26 protein-coding genes and 1 pseudogene are annotated in these 23577 nt (G+C 64.6%); 22 read left to right on the top strand and 5 right to left on the bottom strand.

The features are described 5' to 3' along the window. Positions 1 to 282 precede the first annotated feature (282 nt). The gene (gpmA, locus tag BGP02_RS10545; protein WP_268567194.1) at positions 283 to 1029 is read right to left on the bottom strand and encodes a 2,3-diphosphoglycerate-dependent phosphoglycerate mutase; all 747 of its coding nucleotides are present in this window, start codon (positions 1027 to 1029) and stop codon (positions 283 to 285) included. Positions 1030 to 1263: 234 nt separating this feature from the next. Here gpmA and BGP02_RS10550 point away from each other — a divergent pair, with 234 nt between their 5' ends. The 5 genes from BGP02_RS10550 to BGP02_RS10570 all read left to right on the top strand — a co-directional run bounded on the left by BGP02_RS10550 (position 1264) and on the right by BGP02_RS10570 (position 4289). Then, the gene (locus BGP02_RS10550) at positions 1264 to 1671 is read left to right on the top strand and encodes a rhodanese-like domain-containing protein (protein WP_017232707.1); all 408 of its coding nucleotides are present in this window, start codon (positions 1264 to 1266) and stop codon (positions 1669 to 1671) included. A 17-nt stretch (positions 1672 to 1688) separates the two neighbouring features. Continuing rightward, positions 1689 to 1949, top strand: coding sequence for a glutaredoxin 3 (gene grxC / locus BGP02_RS10555; RefSeq protein ID WP_017232706.1), 261 nt, complete (start codon positions 1689 to 1691; stop codon positions 1947 to 1949). Positions 1950 to 2014: 65 nt separating this feature from the next. Continuing rightward, positions 2015 to 2521, top strand: a complete 507-nt coding sequence (secB, locus tag BGP02_RS10560; RefSeq protein ID WP_017232705.1) for a protein-export chaperone SecB — start codon at positions 2015 to 2017, stop codon at positions 2519 to 2521. A 63-nt stretch (positions 2522 to 2584) separates the two neighbouring features. Then, the gene (locus tag BGP02_RS10565; protein WP_017232704.1) at positions 2585 to 3604 is read left to right on the top strand and encodes an NAD(P)H-dependent glycerol-3-phosphate dehydrogenase; all 1020 of its coding nucleotides are present in this window, start codon (positions 2585 to 2587) and stop codon (positions 3602 to 3604) included. Positions 3605 to 3758: 154 nt separating this feature from the next. Beyond that, the gene (locus BGP02_RS10570; protein WP_150551805.1) at positions 3759 to 4289 is read left to right on the top strand and encodes an O-acetyl-ADP-ribose deacetylase; all 531 of its coding nucleotides are present in this window, start codon (positions 3759 to 3761) and stop codon (positions 4287 to 4289) included. On the opposite strand, the gene trmL is transcribed toward BGP02_RS10570, so the two are convergent. Both trmL and BGP02_RS10580 read right to left on the bottom strand, forming a co-directional pair. Then, on the bottom strand, positions 4271 to 4741 hold the full coding sequence (gene trmL, locus BGP02_RS10575; RefSeq protein ID WP_017232702.1) for a tRNA (uridine(34)/cytosine(34)/5-carboxymethylaminomethyluridine(34)-2'-O)-methyltransferase TrmL: 471 nt from the start codon (positions 4739 to 4741) through the stop codon (positions 4271 to 4273). The genes BGP02_RS10570 and trmL overlap by 19 nt on opposite strands. Positions 4742 to 4757: 16 nt before the next feature. Continuing rightward, positions 4758 to 5606, bottom strand: coding sequence for a ComF family protein (locus BGP02_RS10580; RefSeq protein WP_157211379.1), 849 nt, complete (start codon positions 5604 to 5606; stop codon positions 4758 to 4760). A 103-nt stretch (positions 5607 to 5709) separates the two neighbouring features. Here BGP02_RS10580 and BGP02_RS10585 point away from each other — a divergent pair, with 103 nt between their 5' ends. The 9 genes from BGP02_RS10585 (at position 5710) to BGP02_RS10625 (ending at position 15477) form a co-directional block, all read left to right on the top strand. Beyond that, positions 5710 to 6630 carry a methyltransferase domain-containing protein gene (locus BGP02_RS10585; protein WP_017232700.1) on the top strand — a complete coding sequence of 307 codons (921 nt, stop codon included), beginning with the start codon at positions 5710 to 5712 and terminating at the stop codon, positions 6628 to 6630. 209 nt (positions 6631 to 6839) lie between these two features. Then, positions 6840 to 7925 (top strand): 2,3-diaminopropionate biosynthesis protein SbnA, encoded by a 1086-nt coding sequence (gene sbnA, locus BGP02_RS10590; RefSeq protein WP_286798457.1) that lies wholly within the window; start codon positions 6840 to 6842, stop codon positions 7923 to 7925. Further along, positions 7922 to 8977: a 2,3-diaminopropionate biosynthesis protein SbnB gene (gene sbnB, locus BGP02_RS10595; RefSeq protein ID WP_286798458.1), complete on the top strand. Its 1056-nt coding sequence runs from the start codon at positions 7922 to 7924 to the stop codon at positions 8975 to 8977. Before sbnA ends, sbnB begins: the two co-directional genes overlap by 4 nt. Continuing rightward, entirely contained in the window at positions 8974 to 10443 is a 1470-nt protein-coding gene (locus tag BGP02_RS10600; protein WP_286798459.1) for an adenylosuccinate synthetase, read from the top strand. The genes sbnB and BGP02_RS10600 overlap by 4 nt, the downstream gene beginning before the upstream one ends. Continuing rightward, the gene (locus tag BGP02_RS10605) at positions 10436 to 11401 is read left to right on the top strand and encodes a diiron oxygenase (protein ID WP_261939310.1); all 966 of its coding nucleotides are present in this window, start codon (positions 10436 to 10438) and stop codon (positions 11399 to 11401) included. Before BGP02_RS10600 ends, BGP02_RS10605 begins: the two co-directional genes overlap by 8 nt. Positions 11402 to 11522: 121 nt before the next feature. After that, entirely contained in the window at positions 11523 to 12569 is a 1047-nt protein-coding gene (locus tag BGP02_RS10610) for an ornithine carbamoyltransferase (protein WP_261939309.1), read from the top strand. A 146-nt stretch (positions 12570 to 12715) separates the two neighbouring features. Further along, on the top strand, positions 12716 to 13828 hold the full coding sequence (locus BGP02_RS10615; protein WP_286798460.1) for a threonine synthase: 1113 nt from the start codon (positions 12716 to 12718) through the stop codon (positions 13826 to 13828). Continuing rightward, positions 13825 to 14781, top strand: coding sequence for an FAD-dependent oxidoreductase (locus tag BGP02_RS10620; protein ID WP_017232693.1), 957 nt, complete (start codon positions 13825 to 13827; stop codon positions 14779 to 14781). The genes BGP02_RS10615 and BGP02_RS10620 overlap by 4 nt, the downstream gene beginning before the upstream one ends. A gap of 48 nt (positions 14782 to 14829) precedes the next feature. After that, a complete protein-coding gene (locus BGP02_RS10625) occupies positions 14830 to 15477 on the top strand; it encodes a flavin reductase family protein (protein WP_017232692.1) in 648 nt (215 codons plus the stop codon). On the opposite strand, the gene BGP02_RS10630 is transcribed toward BGP02_RS10625, so the two are convergent. Continuing rightward, positions 15425 to 16252 (bottom strand): helix-turn-helix transcriptional regulator, encoded by an 828-nt coding sequence (locus tag BGP02_RS10630; protein WP_286798461.1) that lies wholly within the window; start codon positions 16250 to 16252, stop codon positions 15425 to 15427. The genes BGP02_RS10625 and BGP02_RS10630 overlap by 53 nt on opposite strands. Before the next feature lie 579 nt (positions 16253 to 16831). Here BGP02_RS10630 and BGP02_RS10635 point away from each other — a divergent pair. The 7 genes and pseudogenes from BGP02_RS10635 (at position 16832) to BGP02_RS10665 (ending at position 22177) form a co-directional block, all read left to right on the top strand. Continuing rightward, positions 16832 to 17305, top strand: a complete 474-nt coding sequence (locus BGP02_RS10635) for a DUF2244 domain-containing protein (protein ID WP_017232690.1) — start codon at positions 16832 to 16834, stop codon at positions 17303 to 17305. Between the two features lie 40 nt (positions 17306 to 17345). Further along, positions 17346 to 18563: pseudogene (gene coxB / locus BGP02_RS10640) on the top strand (cytochrome c oxidase subunit II); the annotation flags it as partial. A 47-nt stretch (positions 18564 to 18610) separates the two neighbouring features. Further along, positions 18611 to 20203, top strand: a complete 1593-nt coding sequence (gene ctaD, locus BGP02_RS10645; protein WP_017232688.1) for a cytochrome c oxidase subunit I — start codon at positions 18611 to 18613, stop codon at positions 20201 to 20203. 2 nt (positions 20204 to 20205) lie between these two features. Beyond that, on the top strand, positions 20206 to 20325 hold the full coding sequence (locus BGP02_RS10650) for a cytochrome oxidase small assembly protein (protein WP_017232687.1): 120 nt from the start codon (positions 20206 to 20208) through the stop codon (positions 20323 to 20325). A 120-nt stretch (positions 20326 to 20445) separates the two neighbouring features. Further along, positions 20446 to 21063: a cytochrome c oxidase assembly protein gene (locus BGP02_RS10655; RefSeq protein ID WP_286798462.1), complete on the top strand. Its 618-nt coding sequence runs from the start codon at positions 20446 to 20448 to the stop codon at positions 21061 to 21063. Beyond that, positions 21056 to 21277: a DUF2970 domain-containing protein gene (locus tag BGP02_RS10660; protein WP_017232685.1), complete on the top strand. Its 222-nt coding sequence runs from the start codon at positions 21056 to 21058 to the stop codon at positions 21275 to 21277. Before BGP02_RS10655 ends, BGP02_RS10660 begins: the two co-directional genes overlap by 8 nt. Before the next feature lie 39 nt (positions 21278 to 21316). Then, on the top strand, positions 21317 to 22177 hold the full coding sequence (locus BGP02_RS10665) for a cytochrome c oxidase subunit 3 (RefSeq protein WP_150606402.1): 861 nt from the start codon (positions 21317 to 21319) through the stop codon (positions 22175 to 22177). 325 nt (positions 22178 to 22502) lie between these two features. On the opposite strand, the gene BGP02_RS10670 is transcribed toward BGP02_RS10665, so the two are convergent. Then, complete coding sequence (locus BGP02_RS10670) at positions 22503 to 22706, bottom strand: twin transmembrane helix small protein (RefSeq protein ID WP_026131724.1); 204 nt, start codon at positions 22704 to 22706, stop codon at positions 22503 to 22505. Between the two features lie 137 nt (positions 22707 to 22843). On the opposite strand from BGP02_RS10670, the gene BGP02_RS10675 reads away from it, so the two are divergent. Then, positions 22844 to 23572 carry an SURF1 family protein gene (locus BGP02_RS10675; RefSeq protein WP_017232682.1) on the top strand — a complete coding sequence of 243 codons (729 nt, stop codon included), beginning with the start codon at positions 22844 to 22846 and terminating at the stop codon, positions 23570 to 23572. The last annotated feature ends 5 nt before the right edge of the window (positions 23573 to 23577 follow it).

Here is a 23577-nt window from a genome sequence, read left to right on the forward strand (position 1 = left end):
GACTTTGTGGGGGATGTTTCCGGCACGCGGCTCGATAACGGCGGGCTTTCGCTGGCGGAGCGAGCATTGGCGAGGATTGGACCTCGCGGGGCAGGATGCCCGAAAGCGATGGAAATCGTGTTACGGCGCGTTACTGGAGGGGGCAGCGGGGGACGTGCTGGGGGGAAGTGCCGCGAAAGCGGCGGAAGGGAGAGACGTAGCGGCGCGCCAAACGGGGGGCGAACGCGCCGCAAGGGGGCGGCGCGCTCGGTGTCATCAATTGGCGCAGGCGAGGATCGACGATTACTTCGACTTGCCTTGCGCGGCCACGGCGGCCAACGCGCCGGCGATCTTCTCCGCGTCGCCCAGGTAGTAATGCCGGATGGGCTGGAGGTCGGCGTCCAGCTCGTACACGAGCGGCGTGCCGTTCGGGATGTTCAGGCCGGCGATATCGTCGTCCGAAATGTTGTCGAGATGCTTGATGAGCGCGCGCAGCGAATTGCCATGCGCGGCGACGAGCACCTGCTTGCCGGCCCGCACGGCCGGGGCGATCGACTCGTTCCACAACGGCAGCACGCGCGCCACGGTGTCCTTCAGGCATTCCGTGAGCGGAATCTCGTCGCGCTTGAGCTTGGCGTAACGCGGGTCGCGGTACGAACTGCGCTCGTCATCCGCGGCCAGCGGCGGCGGCGGCGTGTCGTAGCTGCGGCGCCAGACGTGCACCTGTTCGTCGCCGTACTTGGCGGCGGTCTCGGCCTTGTTCAGGCCGGCGAGCGCACCGTAGTGACGCTCGTTCAGGCGCCAGCTATGGATGACGGGAATCCACATCTGGTCCATGGCGTCTTGCACATGCCAGAGCGTGCGGATCGCCCGCTTGAGGACCGACGTATAGGCGAGATCGAACGCGTAGCCGGCGTCAGAGAGCAATTTGCCGGCCTGAATGGCTTCGGCGGCGCCCTTCTCGGTCAGGTCGACGTCGACCCAGCCGGTGAAGCGATTTTCCTTGTTCCACGTCGATTCGCCGTGGCGGATGAGAACGAGCTTGTACATGAGAAAACGTCAGTCAGAGTTGGAAAGCGGGGGCAGCCGGCGAGCGCATTGCTACACGCCGCGCCTTGCGCAGCAAGGCCCGGCAAGGGGATTTGCGGCAACAATTCAGAGACGTTCGGGGGCGCGGCGAGGGGGCCGCCGACGTCCGGCGCAGCGATTGGCAACGCAACCCGTCGGCGCAATCACGGATTATTTTATAATGATCGGATTCTTTTGATATTTTTCAGGTGGTTTGTGACGTTCTTTACTGATTACACCAACCTCGCGCTGATCGCCATTGCCCTCGTTTCGGGGGGCATGCTGGCATGGCCCGTATTCAAGCGTGGCGGGCGCGGTCTGTCGACTGTGGAAGCGACCCAGCTCATCAACCGTAAAGGCGCCGTGGTGCTCGATGTGCGTTCTGGCGAAGAGTTCGCCGCAGGCCACTTGCCCTCCGCGCGCAATCTGCCGCTCGACGACGTCGAACAAAAGGTCGGGCAGGTCATCAAGAACAAGGCCGCGCCGGTCCTGATCGTGTGCAAGAACGGGCAGGGCGCCGCGCGCGTCCAGACGTTGCTGCGCGGTCTCGGCTACGCCGAGGCGTTCAGCCTCCAGGGCGGCATTGCCACCTGGCAGGAAGCCGGCCTGCCGGTCGTGAAGTAATCGAGGAATCGCCAGTCATGCCGAAGATCGTGATGTACAGCACGCAAGTGTGCCCGTATTGCCAGATGGCGGAGCGACTGCTGCGTCAGCGTGGCGTTCAGGAAATCGAGAAGGTTCTGATCGACAAGGAACCCGCCCGCCGCGAGGAAATGATGACGCGCACAGGGCGCCGCACCGTGCCGCAGATCTACATCGACGAGCGCCACATTGGCGGTTACGACGATCTGTCGGCACTCGACCGTGCCGGCGGCCTCGTGCCGCTCTTGCAAGCCGCCTGATACCGCCCGCAAAATAGTGCGCCCAGCCGCGTGTCTGCGCGGCTGTCTTATCCCAAGGAAACAAAATGTCCGACCAGAATCAGCCGTTTTTCAGCATCCAGCGCGCTTACTTGAAAGATTTGTCGCTCGAGCAGCCGAATTCGCCCGCGATCTTCCTCGAGCAAGAGATGCCGACCGTGGAAGTGCAATTGGACGTCGCCGCCGAACGCCTGGCCGAGGAAATCTTCGAAGTCGCCGTGATTGCCACCGTGACGGCCAAGATCAAGGACAAGGTCGCGTTCCTGGTCGAAGGTAAGCAAGCCGGTATCTTCGAGATTCGCAACGTGCCCGTCGAACAACTCGACCCCCTCATTGGCATTGCTTGCCCGACGATCGTCTACCCGTACCTGCGCGCCAACGTGGCCGATGCCATCAGCCGTGCCGGGTTCCAGCCGATCCATCTGGCCGAAGTGAATTTCCAGGCACTGTACGAACAGCGACTGGCGCAACTGGCCGAGCAACAGGCGGCCAACGGCGAAACGCCGGCCCCGGGCATCGTGATGCCCGACGGCTCGGCCGCCCAGACCCACTAAGCGCTTGCGCTTGATCGACGCGACGGCCGGCCCGGCGTCGGCCTTCGCGTCGAGGCCTCTCTCATGAAGATTGCCGTATTCGGTGCAGGTGCCTGGGGCACCGCGATGGCGAGTCACATGGCGGCACGCCATGAGGTTGTCCTTTGGGCGCGCGATGCGGCGCTCGTGAAGCAACTGAACGCCTCGCACGAAAATTCCCTCTACCTCCCTGGTTCGCCGCTGTCGCCTCGTCTGCGATTCGAAGCCGACTTCGCAACGGCGCTCACGCATGGCACGGGTGAACGCGCCTTGTGCGTAGCGGCTGTGCCCGTGGCCGGCCTGCGGGCACTGGCCGGCCATATGGCGCTTGCGGCCGATGCGCCGCACAACCTGATCTGGCTGTGCAAGGGTTTCGAGTCCGATACCGGACTGCTGCCACACCAGATCGTTGCCGAGGTCTTCCCTCAGGTGGCGGGCGGCGCGCTCTCCGGGCCGAGTTTCGCCCGCGAAGTCGCCCAGGGACTGCCGGCGGCGCTGACCATTGCGAGCGCGGTGCCGTCGCTGTGCGAACTGACGATCGCCGCGTGTCACTTCGGCGCGCTGCGCATCTATTCGAGTGACGACGTGGTCGGCGTCGAGGTCGGCGGCGCCGTGAAGAACGTGCTCGCCATCGCCACGGGTGTCAGCGACGGACTCGGTCTGGGACTCAATGCCCGCGCGGCGCTCGTCACGCGGGGTCTGGCCGAAATGACCCGCCTGGGCGTCGCGCTGGGCGGCAAGCCCGAGACGTTCATGGGGCTGGCCGGCATGGGTGATCTGATCCTGACGGCAACGGGCGATCTGTCGCGCAATCGTACCGTCGGTCTGCAACTGGCGTCGGGCAAGTCGCTCGACGACGTGCTGGCATCGTTGGGGCACGTCGCGGAAGGCGTACGATGTGCACGTGCGGTGCGCGATCTGGCCCGCGCGCACGGTGTTGAAATGCCCATTACCGACGCGGTATGCGCTACGCTGTTCGAGGGGCTACCGGCCCGTGCGGCGGTGGAATCCCTGCTGCGGCGCGATGCCCGCGCGGAACGAGAGGACGACACCCCTGCGGGGTGAGGCGTCACCCTGACGCTTCACTGGCACGTTGCGACGTTGTCCGGTCTCGCCCGGCGCAGCATGACCGGCCTGCGATGCTTCGCAGGATAGTCGGCGCGCCGTTTCCCCGATGGCGGAATCCCGTCGTCGGCACTCGCACAAGGGAGTCGAACCCATGTCGCCAGTTGCCCATCTCCACACCTCCGAAGGCGATATTACGCAATCGTCGGTCGATGCCATCGTGAATGCCGCGAACGAATCGCTGCTGGGCGGCGGCAGTGTCGACGGGGCGATCCATCGTGCCGCCGGCCCGGAATTGCTGGACGCCTGTCGCAAACTGCAGGGTTGCGCGACGGGACAGGCCAAGCTCACGCCGGGATTTCGACTCAAGGCGAAATACGTGATTCATACGGTGGGGCCGGTATGGCACGGCGGCGCGAACGATGAGCCTGCGCTGCTCGCGAGCTGCTATCGCGAGAGCTTGCGTCTGGCGGCGGCGCACGGCTGTCGCAGCGTAGCGTTTCCGGCCATCAGTTGCGGCATCTACGGTTATCCCCCCGAGCTGGCGGTGCCGCTGGCTGTCTTCGCCGTGCGCGACGCGCTGCCGCATTTCCCGAGCATCGAGCACGTCGAGTTCGTTTGTTTCGACGGTGCGATGCTGGCGCGTTATCGCGCCGAACTGGCGAGTCAGGACCCGCCGGCGTAACCCTGTTGACGCCACGCCTCGAAGACCACGACGGCAACCGTATTCGAAAGATTGAGGCTGCGATTGCCCGGGCGCATCGGCAGTCGCACGCGCTGCGTCGCGGCGAATGTATCGAGCAGTTCCGGGGCGAGGCCGCGAGTTTCCGATCCGAACACAAACCAATCGCCCTTGGCGAACGACAGCTCGCCGAAGGGGCGCGAACCGCGCGTCGTCAACGCGAACATGCGCGTGGGATCCGGCGCTTCTGCGCTCAGAAACGCGGCCCAATCCCGGTGGACCTTCATCTCGGCATACTCGTGATAGTCGAGCCCGGCGCGGCGCATACGCGCGTCGTCGAGCGGGAAGCCTAGCGGTTCGATCAGGTGCAGGCGCGCGCCCGTATTGGCACACAGGCGAATGACGTTGCCGGTGTTCGGCGGAATTTCGGGGCTGACGAGAACGACGTTGAACATGAGCGTTGAGACAGAGTTATGAGGTGAGCGGCGTGCGCAATGCGACTGCCGCAATCACATGCGCTGCGCCGGCGCGTTTGAGGGCGGCGGCCGCGGCGTCGCACGTCGCACCCGTCGTCATCACGTCGTCGATAAGCACAATCCGACGCCCACGGACTTGGTCGCTCGCGACGAAGGCGCCGCGCAGGTTGCGTCGGCGTTCATCGCGCGACAGGCGTCGCTGCGCGGCGGTCGTTCGCTCACGGTGCAGCACGTGGGCGCTGGCGGGCAGATGCGCCCGCCGCGACGCGACCCGCGCGAGTTCCCACGCCTGGTTGAAACCCCGCGTCGCGAGTCGCGACGGCGCAAGCGGTACGGGCACCAGCAGCGCAGCCTCGTCTCGGCAATTCGAGAGGGCGTTGCCGAGGCGTTCGCCGAACTCGCGTGCGAATGGCAGGGCGCCATGGTATTTCAGACGAATCATCAGCGCATCGAGCGGTGCCACGTAGTCTGCGAGCGTCAGTGTCGTGTCGAACGCAGGTTGCAACCGCAGACATTGTCCGCACACGAGCGGGGGTGGGGTGCGGCAAATTGTCGCACCTCCGATGCCTTGCGAGTCCGTTTCGTCCGCGTAAGTGGGCCGCGATGGCAATGCGACCGCACATTGGCGACAGCGCAACGGCGCATCAGGCCGGTCGGCGTCGAAGGCGTGTGCGCAATCGGCACAGATCTGCCGCGGTGCGCGCCGGTGGCAAAGCGCGCAGTGATCGGGCAACGCCATGCGCAGCCACCCGCCAGCAAGCTTGGCGAGCGTTGGCAAGGTGGCAGGGAGGAAGGGCAAGGTGATAGCGGCGATGAAGTGGTGGGAAGGCGGGGCGGTCGACATCGTCGATGCTCGGCATGGAACGGCGTGCGCCGGGGCGCGTGGCGGTGCACGATGCATTCGGACAGCAACGAGTATACTGCCGACTCGCCTTTTCGCCCGTCCCATGAAGCCTTCCGCCGCTCCCCCGACCCCGTCCGCCGCGTTCTCCGCTCGCTTTTTGCGCACTGCGTTCGACCGCCGAGCGCCGAACTGGCCGCAGGCCGACTTCCTGATGCGGGAGGTGGCATCGCGGCTCGCGAGCCGACTCGATTACATCAAGCTGAAGCCGACCCGCGTGCTCGATGCCGGATGCGGCACGGGCGGCGATTTGCTGAGCTTCGGCGAGCGTTACCCCGAGGCCTATCGCGTGGGGCTCGATGCGTCGCTCGCGATGGTCAAGGCCGCCGCGGCGGCAGGCGCAGCAACCGGTTGGCGCCGACTGCTGCGCAGTGCGCCGCCCTATGGCGTCGTGCAGGCCGATTTCTCCGCGCTGCCGTTCGCGCCGCGCACCTTCGATCTCGTCTGGTCGAACCTCGCGCTCCATTGGTATCGCGAGCCGCATCGCGTCATTCCCGAATGGCATCGCGTGCTTGGCAACGACGGTTTGCTGATGTTTTCGGCCTATGGTCCCGATACCCTGCGGGAGTTGCGAGCGGCGTGGGCGGAAGTCGATGACGCGCCGCATGCCCTTGAGCCGACGGACATGCATGACTTGGGCGACATGATGGTGGCGAGTGGATTCGATACCCCCGTCACGGACATGGAGCGCCTCACGCTGACGTTCGAAACGCCTGACACATTGCTGCGCGACGTGCGTTTGCTCGGCGTGAATCCACGACCCGAGCGTCGTAGGGGCCTTACCGGGCGGGCGCGTCTTGCGGCTTTGCGTGCGGCGCTGGAACGTCAGCGCGGTGCGGACGGCACGATCGCATTGACGTTCGAACTCGTCTACGGGCACGCCTGGAAAATTCCCGAGAAGACCGATGCGGCCGGCAATGCCGTCGTTCGCCTTCAGGACATCGGACGCGGCGGCCGGCCTCGCTGAGTTTCGCTGAGTTTCGCGGACCCGGCCCCTCCCGCTGGCGCCCTGACACCCCACCGTATCCTGCGTCCTACACGACCTTGCAGGTGTTCTGCGCACGCCCGATTCGCTTAAATGGCGCTTCACGGCGTGCATGAGCACAGGGCCTTGCGGATTGCCTTCGCTACGCCACGCCATCGAATCGCCTTCGGGCGAGACATTGGGAGGTCGGGGTGGGGAACCAGCACGAAACGTGGGTGGCGTCGCCGCAGGTCGAACCTGCGCAACGCGAAACAACGCGCGATCGCCAGGGGCTGCGCGTCGATGGCGCCTTTCTGCGACCGACCTCCCCCGTTTTCACGGCGATTGACGGGCTGTGTCGCGCCACGGTTCACCTCAAGCTCGAAGGTCTGAACCCGGCCGGCTCCATCAAGCTGAAGCCTGCGCTTCAACTCATCGAGGATCTGGAGGTGGCCGGCCGCGTTGACGTGAATACGCGGATCGTCGAATCGTCCTCGGGAAATCTCGGGATGGCGCTGGCGATGGTGTGCGCAAATCGCGGCTACCCGTTCACTTGCGTCACGGATCCCAACACGTCGCGTCATGCGATCCGTGCCATGCAGGCGGCGGGCGCGCACGTGGTGCGCGTTGAACGTCGCGATGCGCAGGGGGGGTATCTCGGCACCCGCATCGCGTGGATCCGTGAGCAAGTGGCGCGTAACCCGCGTTGGGTGTGGGTCAATCAGTACGCCAACCCAGGCAACTGGCGTGCGCACTATCGATGGACGGCGCCGGAAATCTTCGCGGCCTATCGCAACGTCGACCACTTGTTTGTCGGCGCGGGCACCACCGGCACATTGATGGGCTGCCTGCGTTACGTGCGCGCCCATCGACTGCCGACCCGTGTCATTGCGGTCGATGCCGTCGGTTCGGTGACGTTCGGCGGCCCGCCCGGGCCTCGCCGCATCCCCGGACTGGGCATGAGTTGCCGCCCGGCGTTGTCTGAGGCGTCGCAGGCCGAGCCGCCGGACGCCATCGTCTACGTTGACGAGGCCGAAACCCTCCGCATGTGCCACACGCTGGCCGCGCGCGGTTTGCTCGCGGGCGGGTCCACGGGCAGCGTGTTGCGTGCCGTGCAGTTGTCGTCGGTCGAGATCGCCGCCAGCGACACAGTCGTCGCCGTCGCTCCCGATATGGGCGACAAATATCTCGACACCCTCTACGACCCCGATTGGGCCGCCACCTGTATCGATGGCCGCCCGCGTTCGCCATGCGGACCGTCGCCACTCGTCGATACCGTCGATCCTTCATTGCCATGAACGCACTACCGCTACCGCAATTTCGTGTGTTCACCGGAGCGCAGGTCAGTTCGACTCTCGGGACGGGGAAGGCTGCCGTTCTCGAAACGGTCGAAGCGGCGTATCGCGCGCATCACGCCGGGCGCACCGTCAATCCGGAGAGTCAGTTTCTCCGCTTTCCCGACGCGCAACGCAATCGCATCATCGCGTTGCCTGCGCACCTTCGCGATGACCGCGGCGAGGCGGTGACCGGCATCAAGTGGATATCGAGCTTTCCCGCGAACATCGAACGTGGCATGCCGCGCGCGTCGGCCGTCCTCATTCTGAACGATGGGGCGACGGGCTATCCGATGGCGTGCATGGAAGCGAGCCTCATCAGCGCGGCGCGCACGGCGGCGAGCGCGATCAGCGCGCTACGGTGTCTCGCCAGCGACGCGCTCGCCACGAAGGCGACGGCCAAGACCTCAGCGCGAAGCCTGCGCGTGGCATTTGTCGGCGCCGGCGTGATCGCACGCCATGTGGCCGAGTGTCTGCCGCTCGCGGCACTGCCCATTGGTGACGTGACGGTGCACGACCTGAACCCGGACTACGCCACGGCACTTGCCGCCCGCATGAGTACGCGCCTCGGCTACGACGCGCGTACCGAAGCCTCGCTCGAACGCACCGTTCGTGCGTCGGACGTGATCGTATTCACCACGACGGCGCCCTCGCCCTATGTGAACGACCCGGAATGGTTCTCTCACTGCCCTGTCGTGCTGCACCTCTCGCTTCGCGACCTTGCGCCAGCGGTCGTTCTTGCGTCCCACAATGTCGTCGACGACATCGATCATTGTCTGCGGGCGATGACCTCGCTTCATCTCGCTGAAGTCGAGACCGGTCATCGGCGCTTCGTCACGACGTCGCTGCCGCATTTGCTCTGTGGCGGACAGGCGCCGGTGCGTGATCGACCGATTGTGTTTTCGCCGTTCGGTCTGGGCATCCTGGACATTGCCGTCGGGCGTTGGGTCTATGAACAGTTGGCTGCGCAGCAGGCGCCCATCCCCCATTTTTTCCACGATATGCAACGCGCATGACCTCCGTTACCTGTAGCGCCTCCTTCCCCGCCGCTCACCTCGCTTCGCCTCCCGCCGAAGGCTTCGCCGACGTCCTTGTCGGTCTGCAATATGGCGACGAAGGCAAAGCGAAGATCATCGATGCCCTCGCTGCGGGGTACGACGTGATCGCCCGATTCAATGGCGGCGCCAACGCCGGCCACACCATCGACACGCCCTTCGGCCGCATCGCGCTCAAGCAACTGCCCTCAGGCGTGTTTCATCCCCACGCCACGCTGTACATCGGGTCTGGGTGCGCGCTCAACCCGTGGAAGCTGGCTGACGAGATCGAACAACTCCGCGAGATGGGCGTCGCGCTCGAGGGCCGGCTACGCATCAGTGCGCGAGCCGCGCTCGTGCAGCCCCACCACATTGCGCTGGATCGACGCGGCGGCGGCACGATCGGTACCACGGGTAACGGCATCGGGCCGTGCTACGCGGATCGCGCCCTGCGTGTGCGCAACGACAAACGCGTCAATCTGATGCTCGGCGATCTGCTCAATAGCGAGGCGGACACCGTAGCTTCGATGCGCGATGTCTTCACGCGCATGATCAACGCGGACGGGGGAACGTCGCCCTGGGTCGCCGAAATGTCGGATCTGTTGTTGAGCCTGCCGAAAGTCGCCGACACCTTGCGCGCCTACATCGAACCCGATCGAGGATGGCTTGCGAATCGCGTGAAGCAAGGCGCCAGGGTGTTGTTCGAAGGGGCGCAGTCGGTGTTGCTCGATGTCGTTGACGGCTGTCAGCCGTATGTCACGTCGAGCCACACGGTGCCGGCATATGCGTATGTGGGGGGCGATCTGTCGCCGAAGTACCACCGTCGGACCATCGGCGTGGCGAAGGCCATCATGTCGCGCGTGGGGCGTGGCCCGTTTCCGTCGGAGTTGGGGGGCGAGCGCTCGGCGCAATATTGCGATGACGCGTCCCAGTCTCACCTCGGCGTGACCGACGAGCAGGTACGCTTCTCGCCGGAACAACTGCTGCGCTCCAACGATCCGTTCGACGTGGGCACCGCGCTTCGCATGCTCACCGGCGAGTACGGCACGGGGACGGGGCGCCCGCGTCGTATCGGCATGCTCGATCTCGCGCAGTTGCGAGAGATCGTCAAGGCCCACGCTATCGACTGCGTCTACCTCAACAAGGTCGACTGCCTGGCCCACTACTTCCATTCGACTTATCAGGGCGTGCCGATGCGTGTAAATCGCGACGTGCTGTCCAGCGACGTTATGCCCGACGTGCTGATCTATCCCGGACTGTCCGAGCACTCACTCACACTCGGACGCGAAGGCAAGCTCGATGCCGCCATGCATGGCTTCGTCGATTTCGTCGAGCGGCAAATCGGCGCGCCGCTGGCCGGCATCGGACTAGGGCCGGAACGGGCCAGCCTGGTATCGCTGAGCGCGCATCAACCGGCGCTTGTCGTCGCGGCGTTCCCGCATGTCTGATCGGCATACGGGGAGCAGCGTTGCAACGTGCATGCCCGGCGATGGCGGGTCGGTCGAGCATGGGCAGCGGCCGTGGCGAGACGTCGCCGCCGTGACCCGCGGCGGCGGGGAGGCACCGTTCCCGCCGCTGCGGCCCGAGCACCTGTTCTTCAACCTGTCGCTCATGCCGTATGCCACGCATCCGCTGGTCTGTGAACGCGGTCAGGCGGCTCGGCAGCAGTTGAGTGCGCGCCGTCTGGCCGATTACCTGAACAAGACGGAACGTGTCGAACTACACATCGTGAATCGCGCCATCGAGCAAATGCTCGACATGCCTGGCATCGCGTCGGTCAGCCGTGACGATCTGCTCGCCATCTACACGGACGAGGGATTTCACACGTGGATGATGGAGCGATTCCGCAGACATCTGTTGAAACAGGCGGGGTATGAGCTGGCGCGAACGCCATCGCTGAGTGTCGTACGCGTGCTGGCGTTGTGTGAGGCGGTGCCCGAAACGCATCGCGAGATGGCCATCGTCGCAGCGGCAACGGTGACCGAGACATTGATCACAGGCACGCTGCGGCAGGCGGGGGCCGGTGACGATATCTACCCGCCCGTGCGCGCAATGCTGAGCGAACATGGCGCCGACGAACGACGTCATCAGGCGGCGTTTGTCCGCTTTTCCAGCGAGTGGATTCCGTCGTTATCCCCAGCGGACCGCGCGTTTCTCGACACTCTGCTTCCGGACCTGATGACCGCGTTTCTTGCACCTGAATTGCCGGTGTTGCGAGCGCATCTGTGTGCCGTCGGGCTGGATGCCACTGAAGCCGATCGTGTGATCCGCGAGAGCATCGACCCGCTCGAAGTGGGCGTGCAGATGATGGAAGCGGCGCGGGTGCCACGGCGCTTGTTCGAGCGATTGGGCATGGCCTGCGCGGAACGCTTCGCGCAACAAGCGAGTCGCTGGCGGCCGCCTTGAGCGTCGGCCAGTCGAGCCGCTGACGTGGCGACGCACGCGATCATGCGGCCGAACCGGTTCAACCCGGCGGGCAACGTTGTGCTGTCCCCGCGCTTCGCCGATACACCACCAGGAGAGATCTGTGAATTGCCACTGGCTAGCCCCCGATCTGACCATGAGTGCGGCGGAGTATCGCGCACTCCTTGAGGCGGCGCTCGCCTTCAAGCGCCGCTATCCGCAGCACACGGAATCTGCGCTGCGCGGCCGAACGATCTACTTTCTGTTTTACAACGCGTCGTTACGCACTCGCAGTAGCTTCCAGACCGGACTGTCGCGAATGGGCGGCCATGCGATCGTCCTCGATCCGCTGAACGGGATCTATACGCCCGCGCTACCCGAGGCGGAGATTCCGTACTCAACGGAGCGCGTGGCCGACGTGGCGCGCGTGCTCTCATCCTATGGCGACGCGATTGCCATTCGCATGTATGGCGCACCGGCCGGGTGGGTGTACGGTGCGGCACATCGTCATCTCGAAGCTTTTTCTCAGTCGAGTCGGGTGCCCGTCATCAACATGGAGTGCGACCGCTTTCATCCGTGTCAGGCGCTTGCCGATGTGATGACGATGCGTGAGCAATTGGGCGGGCTGGCCGGCCGGCGGCTGTGCATCAGTTGGGCGTATTCCGGTAGCTGGCACAAGCCAGTGGCCGTGCCGCAGAGTCTGTTGCTCGCCGCAGTGAAATCCGGGATGGACGTGACGCTTGCGCATCCGCCATCGCTCGGCCTCGATCCGCAGGTGATGACCGCGGCCACGCGGTTCGCCGAGCAGACCGGGGCGCGTCTGCGCGTGACCCACGATCTGCGCGACGGCGTGACCGATGCGCACGCCGTTTACGCCAAATCGTGGTGCAGTCTCGCGCATCTTCCGCAACGTCACGGCGATCCGGTCGACGAGGCCGTCATGCACAACGTCTTCGAGCGGTACCGGGACTGGTGCGTCGACGCCGACGTCATGCGACGCGCAGCGCCCGACGCAGGCTACCTGCATTGCCTTCCCGCTGACCGGGGGCAGGAGGTGACGGACGACGTGATCGATGGCCCGTCGTCGTGGGTTTTCCTCCAGGCCGCGAATCGACTTCATGCGCAGAATGCCGTGATGGCGCACCTGCTGAATCCGGGATGCCTCGCGTGAGGCCGCCGTTTTCGTACCACTACGTGTGTGTGAGGTGTGCAACGCCGCAGTCGTGGGGCGCGATCCGTTATCGCTGCCCCGTGTGTGCGCAGAATCTTCGCATTCAACGGCGGGTGGACGCGGATTCGCCATGCGCCGCGGACATCGTGAATACGTTTCAGGGACGGGGAATGTGGCGATATGGCGCACTCCTTCCGGTGGAAGCCCACTGGGCGAGCCGGTTGGTCGTGGGCGCCACGCCGTTGGTCGATTGCGGCGACGACAGCGGCGTCCGTCTCTGGGTGAAGGATGAGGCGCGGAACCCAAGCGGATCGCTCAAGGACCGCGCCACCGATGTGGTGCTGGCGGTCGCCAAACGCGCCGGGTGCCAGCATGCGGTGACCGCATCGACCGGCAATGCCGGTGCGTCGCTGGCGTGCCTCGCGGCGTCGCAGAGAATGTCGGCCACCGTGGTCGTGCCGGCAAGCACGCCTCGCGTGAAGCTCGCGCAGATTCGCGCGTATGGGGCGAAGGTCTGCGAGGTCGAGGGCAGCTACGACGACGCCTTCGACATCGCCGAGCGCATGGCCGACGACGCTAGCGTGTGCTGTCGCAATACGGGCATCAATCCCTTCACGCGCGAGGGGAAGAAGACATGCGCGTTCGAGATGGCGGAAGCGCTCGATTGGCGTGTGCCCGATTGGGTCATCGTGCCGACGGGGGACGGCAACATTCTGTCAGGCATCGCGGCGGGGTTTCTCGATCTCTATTCGCTCGGCATTACCTCCGCCATGCCGCGATTGCTCGCGGCTCAGGCCGACAGCGCAAGCAGCATCACGCGCGATTGGCGCGCCTGCGACGATGCCATGGCCTTGCCTGCGTCGCCCACGCAGGTCAGCCCGGACACCGTGGCCGACAGTCTGGCGGTCGGTCGTCCGCGCGATCATTTCGCGGCCCTGCATGCCTTGCGCGCCACGCGCGGCGCGTGCGTCGCACTCAGTGACGCACGGATCATGGCGGCGGCGCGCAATCTCGCGCAGCGCTTCGGCCTGTGGTTCGAACCGTCGACGGCCGCCGGCTACGCCGCATTGGGCGAGTGTCTCGCGACGGGGCGCATCGAGCCCCGGTCGCGCGTGGTGCTGCTCGGGACGGGAAGCGGCCTGAAATCTCCGCAGTGTTTTGACGCTGTGACGCCCGGCCAACTGCGGGGCTATGTCGAAGCTGCGCCGCGCCGCATGCCTGACGACCCAGGATACGTGCAATCGGAGGCGCAGCCGTGATCCGCCCGCGCATCATTGTGCTCGGTGCCGGGGTCAGCGGCCTGACGACGGCCGTGACGATGGCGTTGGCCGGGTGCGACGTCGTTATCTACGCGGCAGAGGGGCCGGCGCAGACGACGTCGGCGCTCGCGGCGGCCATCTGGCATCCGTTTTATCAGGCGCCCGACCTCGTCTATCTCGAACGCGCCCGGCAAACCTACGCGACGATGCGTCGCCTGTCCGCCGACGCGGCGTCAGGCGTGCGGATGCGCGTGCTCACCGAATATTTTCAACGCGATGCCGGGCCGCCGTGGTGGACGGAATGCGCCAGCGGTCTTGAGCGTCTGGCGCCAGCGGACGTGCCGTCGCGTTTCGCCTGCGCTTACCGCATGGACGTGCCCGTGGCCGACGCAGCGGTCTATCTTCGCTACCTGATGACGCTGTTCCTCGAACTCGGCGGCCGGTATGTGGCGCAGCGCGTCGGCGATCCGGCGTCGTTGCTCGGTGACGCCGAGCACGTCGTGAATTGCTGCGGTTATGGAAGCCGGCCGTTTGGCGACAGCGATTTATCGTTGTCGCGCGCCATTGTGCTTCGGGCAGAGCGCGACGCCGCCGTGCGCGGCTGCTTCATCGACGATTCCGATCCGCAGGCGCCGACATACGTGGTCGAACGGAACGAGGACATCGTACTGGGCGGCACCGCCGATCCCGACCTGACGTCGACCGTGATCGGCGAGCGGCAGGTCGAGGACATCGTACGCCGATGCACCGGGCTGTGTGATGGCGTCGCCGCGCTGCGTGTCGTTGAAGTCCGCCTCGGATTTCGGCCGATGCGACGGGTGACACGGGTGGCGCGCGACGCGGACCACCCGTGTCTGCTTCACAACTACGGCCATGGGGGCGGGGGCTTCACGTTGTCGTGGGGATGCGCCAATGAGGTGCTTCGGCTCACGGGCGTGGCATCACACAACTAGCCCCCGCCTTCGGATAGCAGGCGAGGGATGACAACCTTGGGAGACGACATGGAACTGGATCCGGCGACGCTCGACGAGGCAAGTCGCTACAACTTCATGATGAGTACGATTCTGCCGCGGCCGATCGCATGGGTCAGTACCGTCGATGCGCAAGACCGGCCGAATCTGGCGCCCTATGCGTACTTCATGGGCGTGTGCTGTGTGCCGATGACGGTACTGTTCTGCCCGGTGGTGCCGCCGGCACCGAAGCGAAAGAAGGACACGTTGCTCAACGTCGAGTCGGTGCCGGAGTTCGTCGTGAACGTGGCGAGCCTGTCGTGTATCGAGGCCGTGAATCTCTCGGCGGCGCCGTTGCCGCCCGGCGAGTCTGAGTTCGCGCTCACCGGCATGACCCCGGTTGCCTCGTCGCGCGTGCGGCCGCCGCGGGTTCAGGAGGCTGCGGTCGCGTACGAATGCCAGGTCCGCGACATTATCGAGATCAGCGCCGCGCCGGGCGGCGGATGGGTCGTGCTCGGCACCGTCGTTGCGGTCCATGTCGACGACGCGTTGCTCGACCCTGTCACGCATCACGTGGATTTGCAGACGCTCCGTCCCGTGGGGCGATTGGGCGGCGGATCGTTCGTGAATGCCGCGAGCGACACCTTCACGTTGACGCGATACAAGACGCTCGCCGATCTCGCGGCGCGGAGCCAATGACGGGCGACACGCTGCCGGCGAAGTCGTCCAGCAGGCCGTAATCGCTCGCCAGCTTCGCGGCCCGATGGCGGCTCGAGACGTCGAACTTGCGCATGACGCTGCGCAGATGAAACACCACACCATGCTCGGAGAGCGTGAGAATGCGCCCGATTTCCCACGACGTCTTGCCGCGCGCCACCCACCGCAGACACTCGCGCTCGCGCGGTGTCAGCACAGGGGCGCCGTGATGCACGGCGTCGCGTTGCACGATGCGCCACACGGCTTCATGCACATGCATCGCCAACAACGCGCCGGCATGCGGCTTCCAGGCAGGCGCGCCGAGTGCCCGCCCATAGCAGGGAGGCGGGCGGGTCGATGAGAGGCTTAACATGCCCGACGCGCCCGACGGCGTGAATACCGGATACGTCACTCCGTAGCGCATGCCCGCGGCGCGCTGTTCGCGAAGCAGCCGCCGGGCATCGGGCGATGTATAGAGCGTTGGCGTCCATTCGACGGGGGTGAGTTGCCGGCTGGCGCGCGCCAGCACCGGATCGACGTTCGCGTAGCGCTGAGCGTCGTAGTGCGCTTGCCACGCCTGCGGCAAGTTGCCGAGTCGAGGCGTTGCCCGTTTCCCGCCTGGTAGAGGGAAATGTCCGCGATAGCTGAAATAACGGTGGCTGAGCGAGCCGCACAACGTTTGCAGCAGGGCGCACAAGGCATCGAAGTCGGTGGCGGAGCGCAAGGCGCTCAGACCGTCGGCAAACGAGCGGGGAGTGACGCAACGCGTGGCACGCATGGCATGGCGAGGTGGGGAACAGGTTTCGGTTTTAGCACGCGTTGTATCGTCGCGCGCATCGAGGGTCGCCAAGGGGCCGGCGCGCATCCGCCGTGCAGCCGCCGCGGCGCGCCGCCTCAGGGCGCGACATAACGTCGCACGCGCCCCATGGTGCCGTATCGACGGTTGACGGATATCGGACGAATCCCGCATCGCAGCGAAGGCGGCCGGAGTGCTCCGCGTTGCGCGATTGGCGTGACGCGGTGCTGGACTAGTGGGGTGACGGTCGTTGGCGAGGGGCGCTTCGGGTAGTCAGGACACCGCAACGAGTCGTCGCGTTGCTGCAATGTGTCAAACCGATGACGCATAGGGAGTATCCCGTAGTCGCTTCGCCGTCGCGATTTCAGACTAGGGGAATAAACGGATTTCCCTTTTGCATCAATGAGTTCAGGAGAATGCTATGGTGCGCCAAATACTCGGTATCAATGTTGTCGCTTGGAGAAGGCGCGTTCTATAATGCGGCAGTTTGTCGCGGCCCGGACGCAGCAAGTTCCCGGCCGTCGGACATGAAAGACCCAAAATGCCCCACGGGTGACGGCGATGCTCGCAGCCTCTTCTTCCGATGCCGATTCGGTGACGAAGGAATGGAAGCACAAGCGCAACTGCGCGATATCGCCGCGCCAGTTTGTCCTGTTCTACCTGTCGTTGGCCGCCGTGTCGCTGGGTGTTGCCTTGATTGCGGCGTGGCGCGGTGGGTGGTTGGTCTTGCCGTTCACAGGCCTGGACTTGCTCGTGGTGGGCGTTGCGTTTGTCATTCATGCCCGGCATGCCACAGATTACGAGGTCATTCGGTTGTCGCCCGTGAGCCTTGTGGTCGAGCAACGTTCAGCACAGAGGTTGACGCAGTACGAGTTCAATCCCCGCTGGGTGCGCATCGACATCGAGAAGCCGCCGCGTTTGCGCATTGTCTTGCGCTCGGGTAGCCGCTCGGTCACTGTCGGTGCCTACCTTGCGCCGCATCGCCGCGAAACGTTTGCGCGCGAGCTGCGCCGTTGTCTTGCCCAACAGGCCTGAGAGATGGAGACAATCTCGGGCGACCGCCAGGGAGGTTTGGATGGTAATTTTGGGTAAGGAAGCTATGAAAAAAACGAAACACGCCTTGGCGGCCTTCCTTGCGGGCGCCTCGCTGCTCGCCTGCGTTCCGGCCCTGGCGGCGGTCACGGACATGCCCGGGGGGCCGGCCGTCAACGAACTCAACTTCCAGCCGCCGGTCACGAAACTCGCGCAAGAGCTTCACAGCCTGCACACCATGATGTTGATCATCTGCCTGGTGATCTTCCTCGGCGTGTTCGGCGTGATGTTCTACTCGATCTTCAAGCACCGCAAATCCAAGGGCCATCAAGCCGCGAATTTCCATGAAAGCACCACGGTCGAAGTGATCTGGACCGTCGTGCCGTTCATCATCGTGATTCTGATGGCGCTGCCCGCCACGAAGACCGTGGTCGCCATGAAGGACACCACCAACGCCGATCTCACGATCAAGGTCACCGGTTATCAGTGGAAATGGGGTTATGACTACCTCAAGGGCGACGGCGAGGGCATCAAGTTCCTCTCCACGCTCACCACGCCGCGCAGCCAGATCGACGGGGAGTCGCCGAAGAGCAACACGTATCTGCAGGAAGTCGACAACCCGATGGTCGTGCCGGTCAACAAGAAGGTGCGTCTGATCACCACGGCCAACGACGTCATTCATTCGTTCTACGTACCGGCCTTCGGCATCAAGCAGGACGCGATTCCGGGCTTCGTGCGCGACACGTGGTTCAAGGCTGAAAAGGTCGGCGAGTATCGCGGCTTCTGCACCGAGCTGTGCGGCAAGGAACACGCATTCATGCCGGTCGTGGTGAAGGTCGTCTCGGAAGCGGACTACAACACGTGGGTCGAGTCGCAGAAGAAGCTGATGGCCGCGTCGGCCGACGATCCGAACAAGACCTACACCGTGCAGGAGTTGATGGAGCGCGGCCAGAAGGTCTACGCGTCGAATTGCGCGGTGTGTCACCAGCCGAACGGCAAGGGCGGCGGCGCCTTCCCGGCGCTCGACGGCTCGAAGATCGCGAACGGACCGGTGGCCGATCACATCAGCATCGTGCTGCATGGCAAGAATGCGATGCCTAACTGGTCGCATCTGAACGATGTTGAGCTTGCGTCGGTGATCACATTCGAGCGCAATTCGTGGGGTAACAAGACCGGCGACGTGATTCAGCCGGCACAGGTGCGCGAAGCGCGTGGCAACAAGTCGGCCAAGGCCGCAGGGGCTGCCGACGCTGGCGCAGCGAAGAACAGTTAAGTGCCGTTCGACCAGTTCGAGGAAGGAGATTGGGTATGAGTTCCATCGCTCACGATCACGTGGCGGGTCACGACGATCACGCGCACGACCATCCGCATGGGTGGCGTCGCTGGCTGTTCGCGACGAATCACAAGGACATCGGCACGATGTACATGATCTTCTCGTTTGTCATGCTGCTCTCGGGCGGCGTGATGGCGTTGATGATCCGTACGGAGTTGTTCGAACCGGGCCTGCAGTTTATTCGTCCGGAGTTCTTCAACCAGCTCACCACCATGCACGGGCTGGTGATGATTTTCGGCGCGATCATGCCGGCGTTCGTGGGGTTTGCGAACTGGATGATCCCGCTGCAGATCGGCGCGTCGGACATGGCCTTCGCGCGCATGAACAACTTCAGCTTCTGGCTGCTGCCGGTCGGCGGCCTGCTGCTGCTCTCGTCGTTCCTCGTGCCGGGCGGCGCCACGGCAGCCGGCTGGACGATGTACGCGCCGCTGTCGGTGCAGATGGGGCCGGGCCAGGATCTGGCGATCTTCGGCGCGCACATTCTCGGCGCGTCGTCGATCATGGGCGCGATCAACATCATCGTGACCATCCTCAACATGCGCGCGCCGGGCATGACGCTGATGAAGATGCCGATGTTCGTGTGGACGTGGCTGATTACCGCCTATCTGCTCATCGCCGTGATGCCGGTGCTCGCCGGCGCGATCACGATGCTGCTCACGGACCGTCACTTCGGCACGTCGTTCTTCAACGCGGCGGGCGGCGGCGATCCGGTCATGTATCAGCACATCTTCTGGTTCTTCGGACATCCGGAGGTGTACATCATGATTCTGCCGGCGTTCGGGATCGTCTCGCAGGTGATTCCGGCGTTCTCGCGCAAGCCGCTGTTCGGCTATAGCTCGATGGTCTACGCCACGGCGTCGATCGCGATCCTGTCGTTCATGGTGTGGGCGCACCACATGTTCGTGACGGGCATGCCGGTCACGGGCCAGCTCTTCTTCATGTACGCCACGATGCTGATCTCGGTGCCGACGGGCGTGAAGGTGTTCAACTGGGTTGCCACGATGTGGAAGGGCTCGCTCACGTTCGAGACGCCGATGCTCTTCGCCATCGGCTTCCTCTTCGTGTTCACGATGGGCGGCTTCACCGGCCTCATGCTCGCCATGGCGCCGCTCGATATCCAGATGCACGGTACTTACTACGTGGTGGCGCACTTCCACTACGTGCTCGTGGCCGGTTCGCTCTTTGCGCTCTTCTCAGGGTTCTATTACTGGGTGCCGAAGTGGACAGGCCACATGTACAACGAGTGGCGTGGCAAATTCCACTTCTGGGGAACGCTCATCTCGTTCAACGTGACGTTCTTCCCGATGCACTTCCTGGGGCTGGCCGGCATGCCGCGTCGCTATGCGGACTACCCGGCGCAGTTCACGGATTTCAACCAGGTGGCGACGATCGGCGCGTTCGCCTTCGGCCTGATGCAGGTGTACTTCCTGTTCTTCGTGGCGCTGCCGACGTGGCGCAGCGGCCCGGCGGCCGAAGCGAAGCCGTGGGATGGTGCGGAGGGCCTCGAGTGGACGGTGCCGAGCCCGGCGCCGTTCCATACGTTCGAGACGCCGCCGAAGGTGCATTGATCATGGCTGCGACTCGCGAGCAACGCGCGAAGAACCTGCGCACGGGGCTGATCCTGGGCTCCGTCGTGCTGGTGTTCTTCTTCGGGGTGATGATCAAGGTCAAGCTGGTGGGCGGCATCTGATCCGGACGTCCCGTCGCACCGACGGGACGCTCGGTACGAGAAGCCGGTTCACGGCAGCACACGGCAACCGACGGCATCGGAGGACTGACGGCCGTCAAGCGGGGAACCGGCAAGGCGAATATGAGCGGTTTGCGACGAATCAATGTGCGCACCTTCAGCAAGCTTCTGCTGATGGTCGTGGTGATGTTTGGCTTCGGTTACGCCATGGTGCCGTTCTACCGGGCGTTCTGCAATCTGGTGGGTATCAACCAGTTGGGCGATCGCGCGACCGAGATCACCGCTCGCAATTCGCAGGTCGACGAAAGCCGCACGATCACCGTCGAGTTCGACGCCAATGCCCAGGGCCCGTTGCGCTTCAAGCCGGCGAAGAGCAGTCTGACGGTGCATCCGGGGCAGATCGCGACCATCGAGTACGAAGTGGCGAATCAGCAGTCGCATGAGGTGCGTGCACAGGCGATTCCCAGCTATGCGCCGGCGCTGGCCGCGAGCTACTTCAAGAAGATCGAGTGCTTCTGCTTTACGCAGCAGACACTCAAGGCCGGAGAGGCCAAGGAATACCCGGTGGTCTTCGTGGTGGACACGAAGCTGCCCAAGGATGTGAATACGATTACGCTGTCCTATACTTTTTTCGATCTCGGCAAGAACGACGTCAGTCCGCGCGCGGATACCTCAACCGGTGCCCGGGCTGGCGAGTTGAACGCAGGACCGACGGGGGGAGGCAAGGGCAGCAATGGATGACTTGAAGGAGGCGACCCAGCGCAAGCTGTCATTCGTCCAGACCATCAAAGCCGTGTTCTGGTCGTTTTTCGGCGTGCGCAAGGGGCGTGATCATGACCGCGACATGGCGCAGCTCAACCCTGTGCATCTGATCGTCGCGGGGCTGATCGGAGGCATCCTGTTCGTCGTGGCGCTGGTATTGCTGGCGAAGCTCGCCATTCGGCTCGCGACGTGAGTGGCATCGACAAAGAGAACCAAGCCTGGAGAGATAAGAATGAGTGGTCAACACCAAACGGCGCCTTACTACTACGTGCCGGCCCCGTCGCGCCATCCCGTGAGCTGCAGTGTCGGCCTGCTGGTGGTGCTCGGCTCGGCGGCCGCGTGGGTCAATGGACAACCGTGGGCCCCGTGGACGGCGCTGGCCGGCCTGCTGTGGGTACTGTGGGTGCTGCGTAGCTGGTTCGGCGACTCGATTGCCGAGTCCGAGGGTGGCCTGTACGGCAAGCGCATCGACGCGTCCTACCGCTGGGGCATGAGCTGGTTCATCTTCTCCGAGGTGATGTTCTTCGCGGCGTTTTTCGGCGCACTGTTCTACGCCCGCACCCTGGCGATGCCGTGGCTCGGCGATCTCGACAACAAGCTGCTCTGGCCCGACTTCAGCGCCGTGTGGCCGAACGCCGGCCCGGCCGGCGTGGTGGACGCTTTCGAGACGATGGGCCCGTGGCCGATCCCCACGCTCAATACGGCACTGCTCTTGACCTCGGGCGTCACGCTGACGATCTCGCACCACGCGCTGCGCGCCAACCATCGCGCCCGCGCGATTTTCTGGCTGTTCGCCACCGTCGCGTTGGGCTTCACGTTCCTGGGCTTCCAGGCGTACGAGTATCACCATGCCTACACCGAGCTGAACCTGAAGCTGACCTCGGGCGTGTATGGCTCGACGTTCTTCCTGCTCACCGGCTTCCACGGCTTTCACGTGATGTTGGGCGCGATCATGCTGACCGTCATGATGGTGCGCATGATGAAGGGGCACTTCACACCGGAGCATCACTTCGGCTTCGAGGGCGCCGCGTGGTACTGGCACTTCGTCGACGTGGTGTGGCTGGGACTGTACGTGGTGGTCTACTGGCTCTGACGCCGACAGCCGTCTGTGCATCGGGGGAACGCCGCCGGATTCCGGCGGCGTTTCCTTTTGCAGTGATGGCGGGGGCTGAGGCGAGGGCAGCGAGGCGAGGCCGCGCCCGGCACGCGCTTTCACGGCTCGATGGCCGGCCGGACGGACGGGATGGCGGGGATGGGCGAGGCGAGAGGCGGATGCGGACGCAATGCGGCTTTATGTCGCACGACCGCCGCCGGCCGGCAAGCCATGACGCCGCGCGATGACCCGTCGCATGACGTGGATCGAACCCGTAGGGTGGGCATGGGGTGCGGCGTTTTGCCGCAGAGGAGCGGCGCGGGACTCAGTATCGTATGCCCGTGCTGTGAATCCACCCCATCCAGTTGGCGAACAGGATGAGCAGGAACAGCGTCACCGACAGGCCGACGCGCACCATGAGCGAATGCACGGTGCGATTCGATCCGCCCTTGTCCCGCATCATGAAAAACAATGCGGACGCCAGACTGCCGAGAATCAGGACGAAGGCGATGGCAACGATAATGCGCATGATGTGTCCGATCACAATGATGCGACATTATCGGGCAACGAACACGCGCTGGCACGCTGCAATGCGGTGTGTTGATCGCCCGCCTGCGTCGCGATGTCAGACAAGGAATGGATGTGTTGAAAACCCTTTTGCGCGGTATGCGCCCGGTGCCGGCGGTGCTGGTGCTGTTGGCCGTGATGCTGACGGCGGCGCTTGGTGTGTGGCAATACGATCGTGCCCAGATGCGTCTGGCGCGTCAGGCGCAGATCGAGCAGGCCGAACACGCGCCGGTACTCGTGCTGGGTGCACAGGCTTACACGCTCGGTGACGTGGCGAACCGGCGCGTGCGCGTCACGGGACGCTTCCTGCAGAACCGCGTGGTGTATCTGGACAATCGTCCCCGCAACGAACTGCCCGGTTTCTATGTGGTGATGGCGCTGCAGATCGCACCGGATCACGTGGTGCTCGTCAATCGGGGATGGTTGCCCCGCGATTTGCGCGATCGCACGTCGATCATGCCGTACGCGACCCCAGCCGGTGACGTCACCATCGAGGGCCTGGCGCAGCCGGACCCGTCGCGGGCGTTCGAGTTGGGCAAAGGCGGTTCTGCGCCGGGGATGACGATTCGCCAGAACCTCGACGTGGCGGATTACGCGCGCGAATCGGCGCTGCCGCTACAGCCGTTCGTCATCATGCAAACGAACGACACGGGCGATCATCTGTTGCGCGACTGGCCTGCGCCGGCCAGCGGGGCGGATCGCAACTACGGGTATATGGCGCAGTGGGCCGGCATGTCGCTGGTGCTCGCGCTGCTGGGCTTGCGTCTGGCGTATCGGCGAGGACGCCGGCTGGCGGCGTCCCCCGACAACCACTTCAAGCGGGCATGAGGCGA

It is taken from the genome of Pandoraea sp. 64-18, from assembly GCF_001899225.1.
GTDB classification, from domain to species: Bacteria; Pseudomonadota; Gammaproteobacteria; order Burkholderiales; family Burkholderiaceae; genus Pandoraea; species Pandoraea cepalis.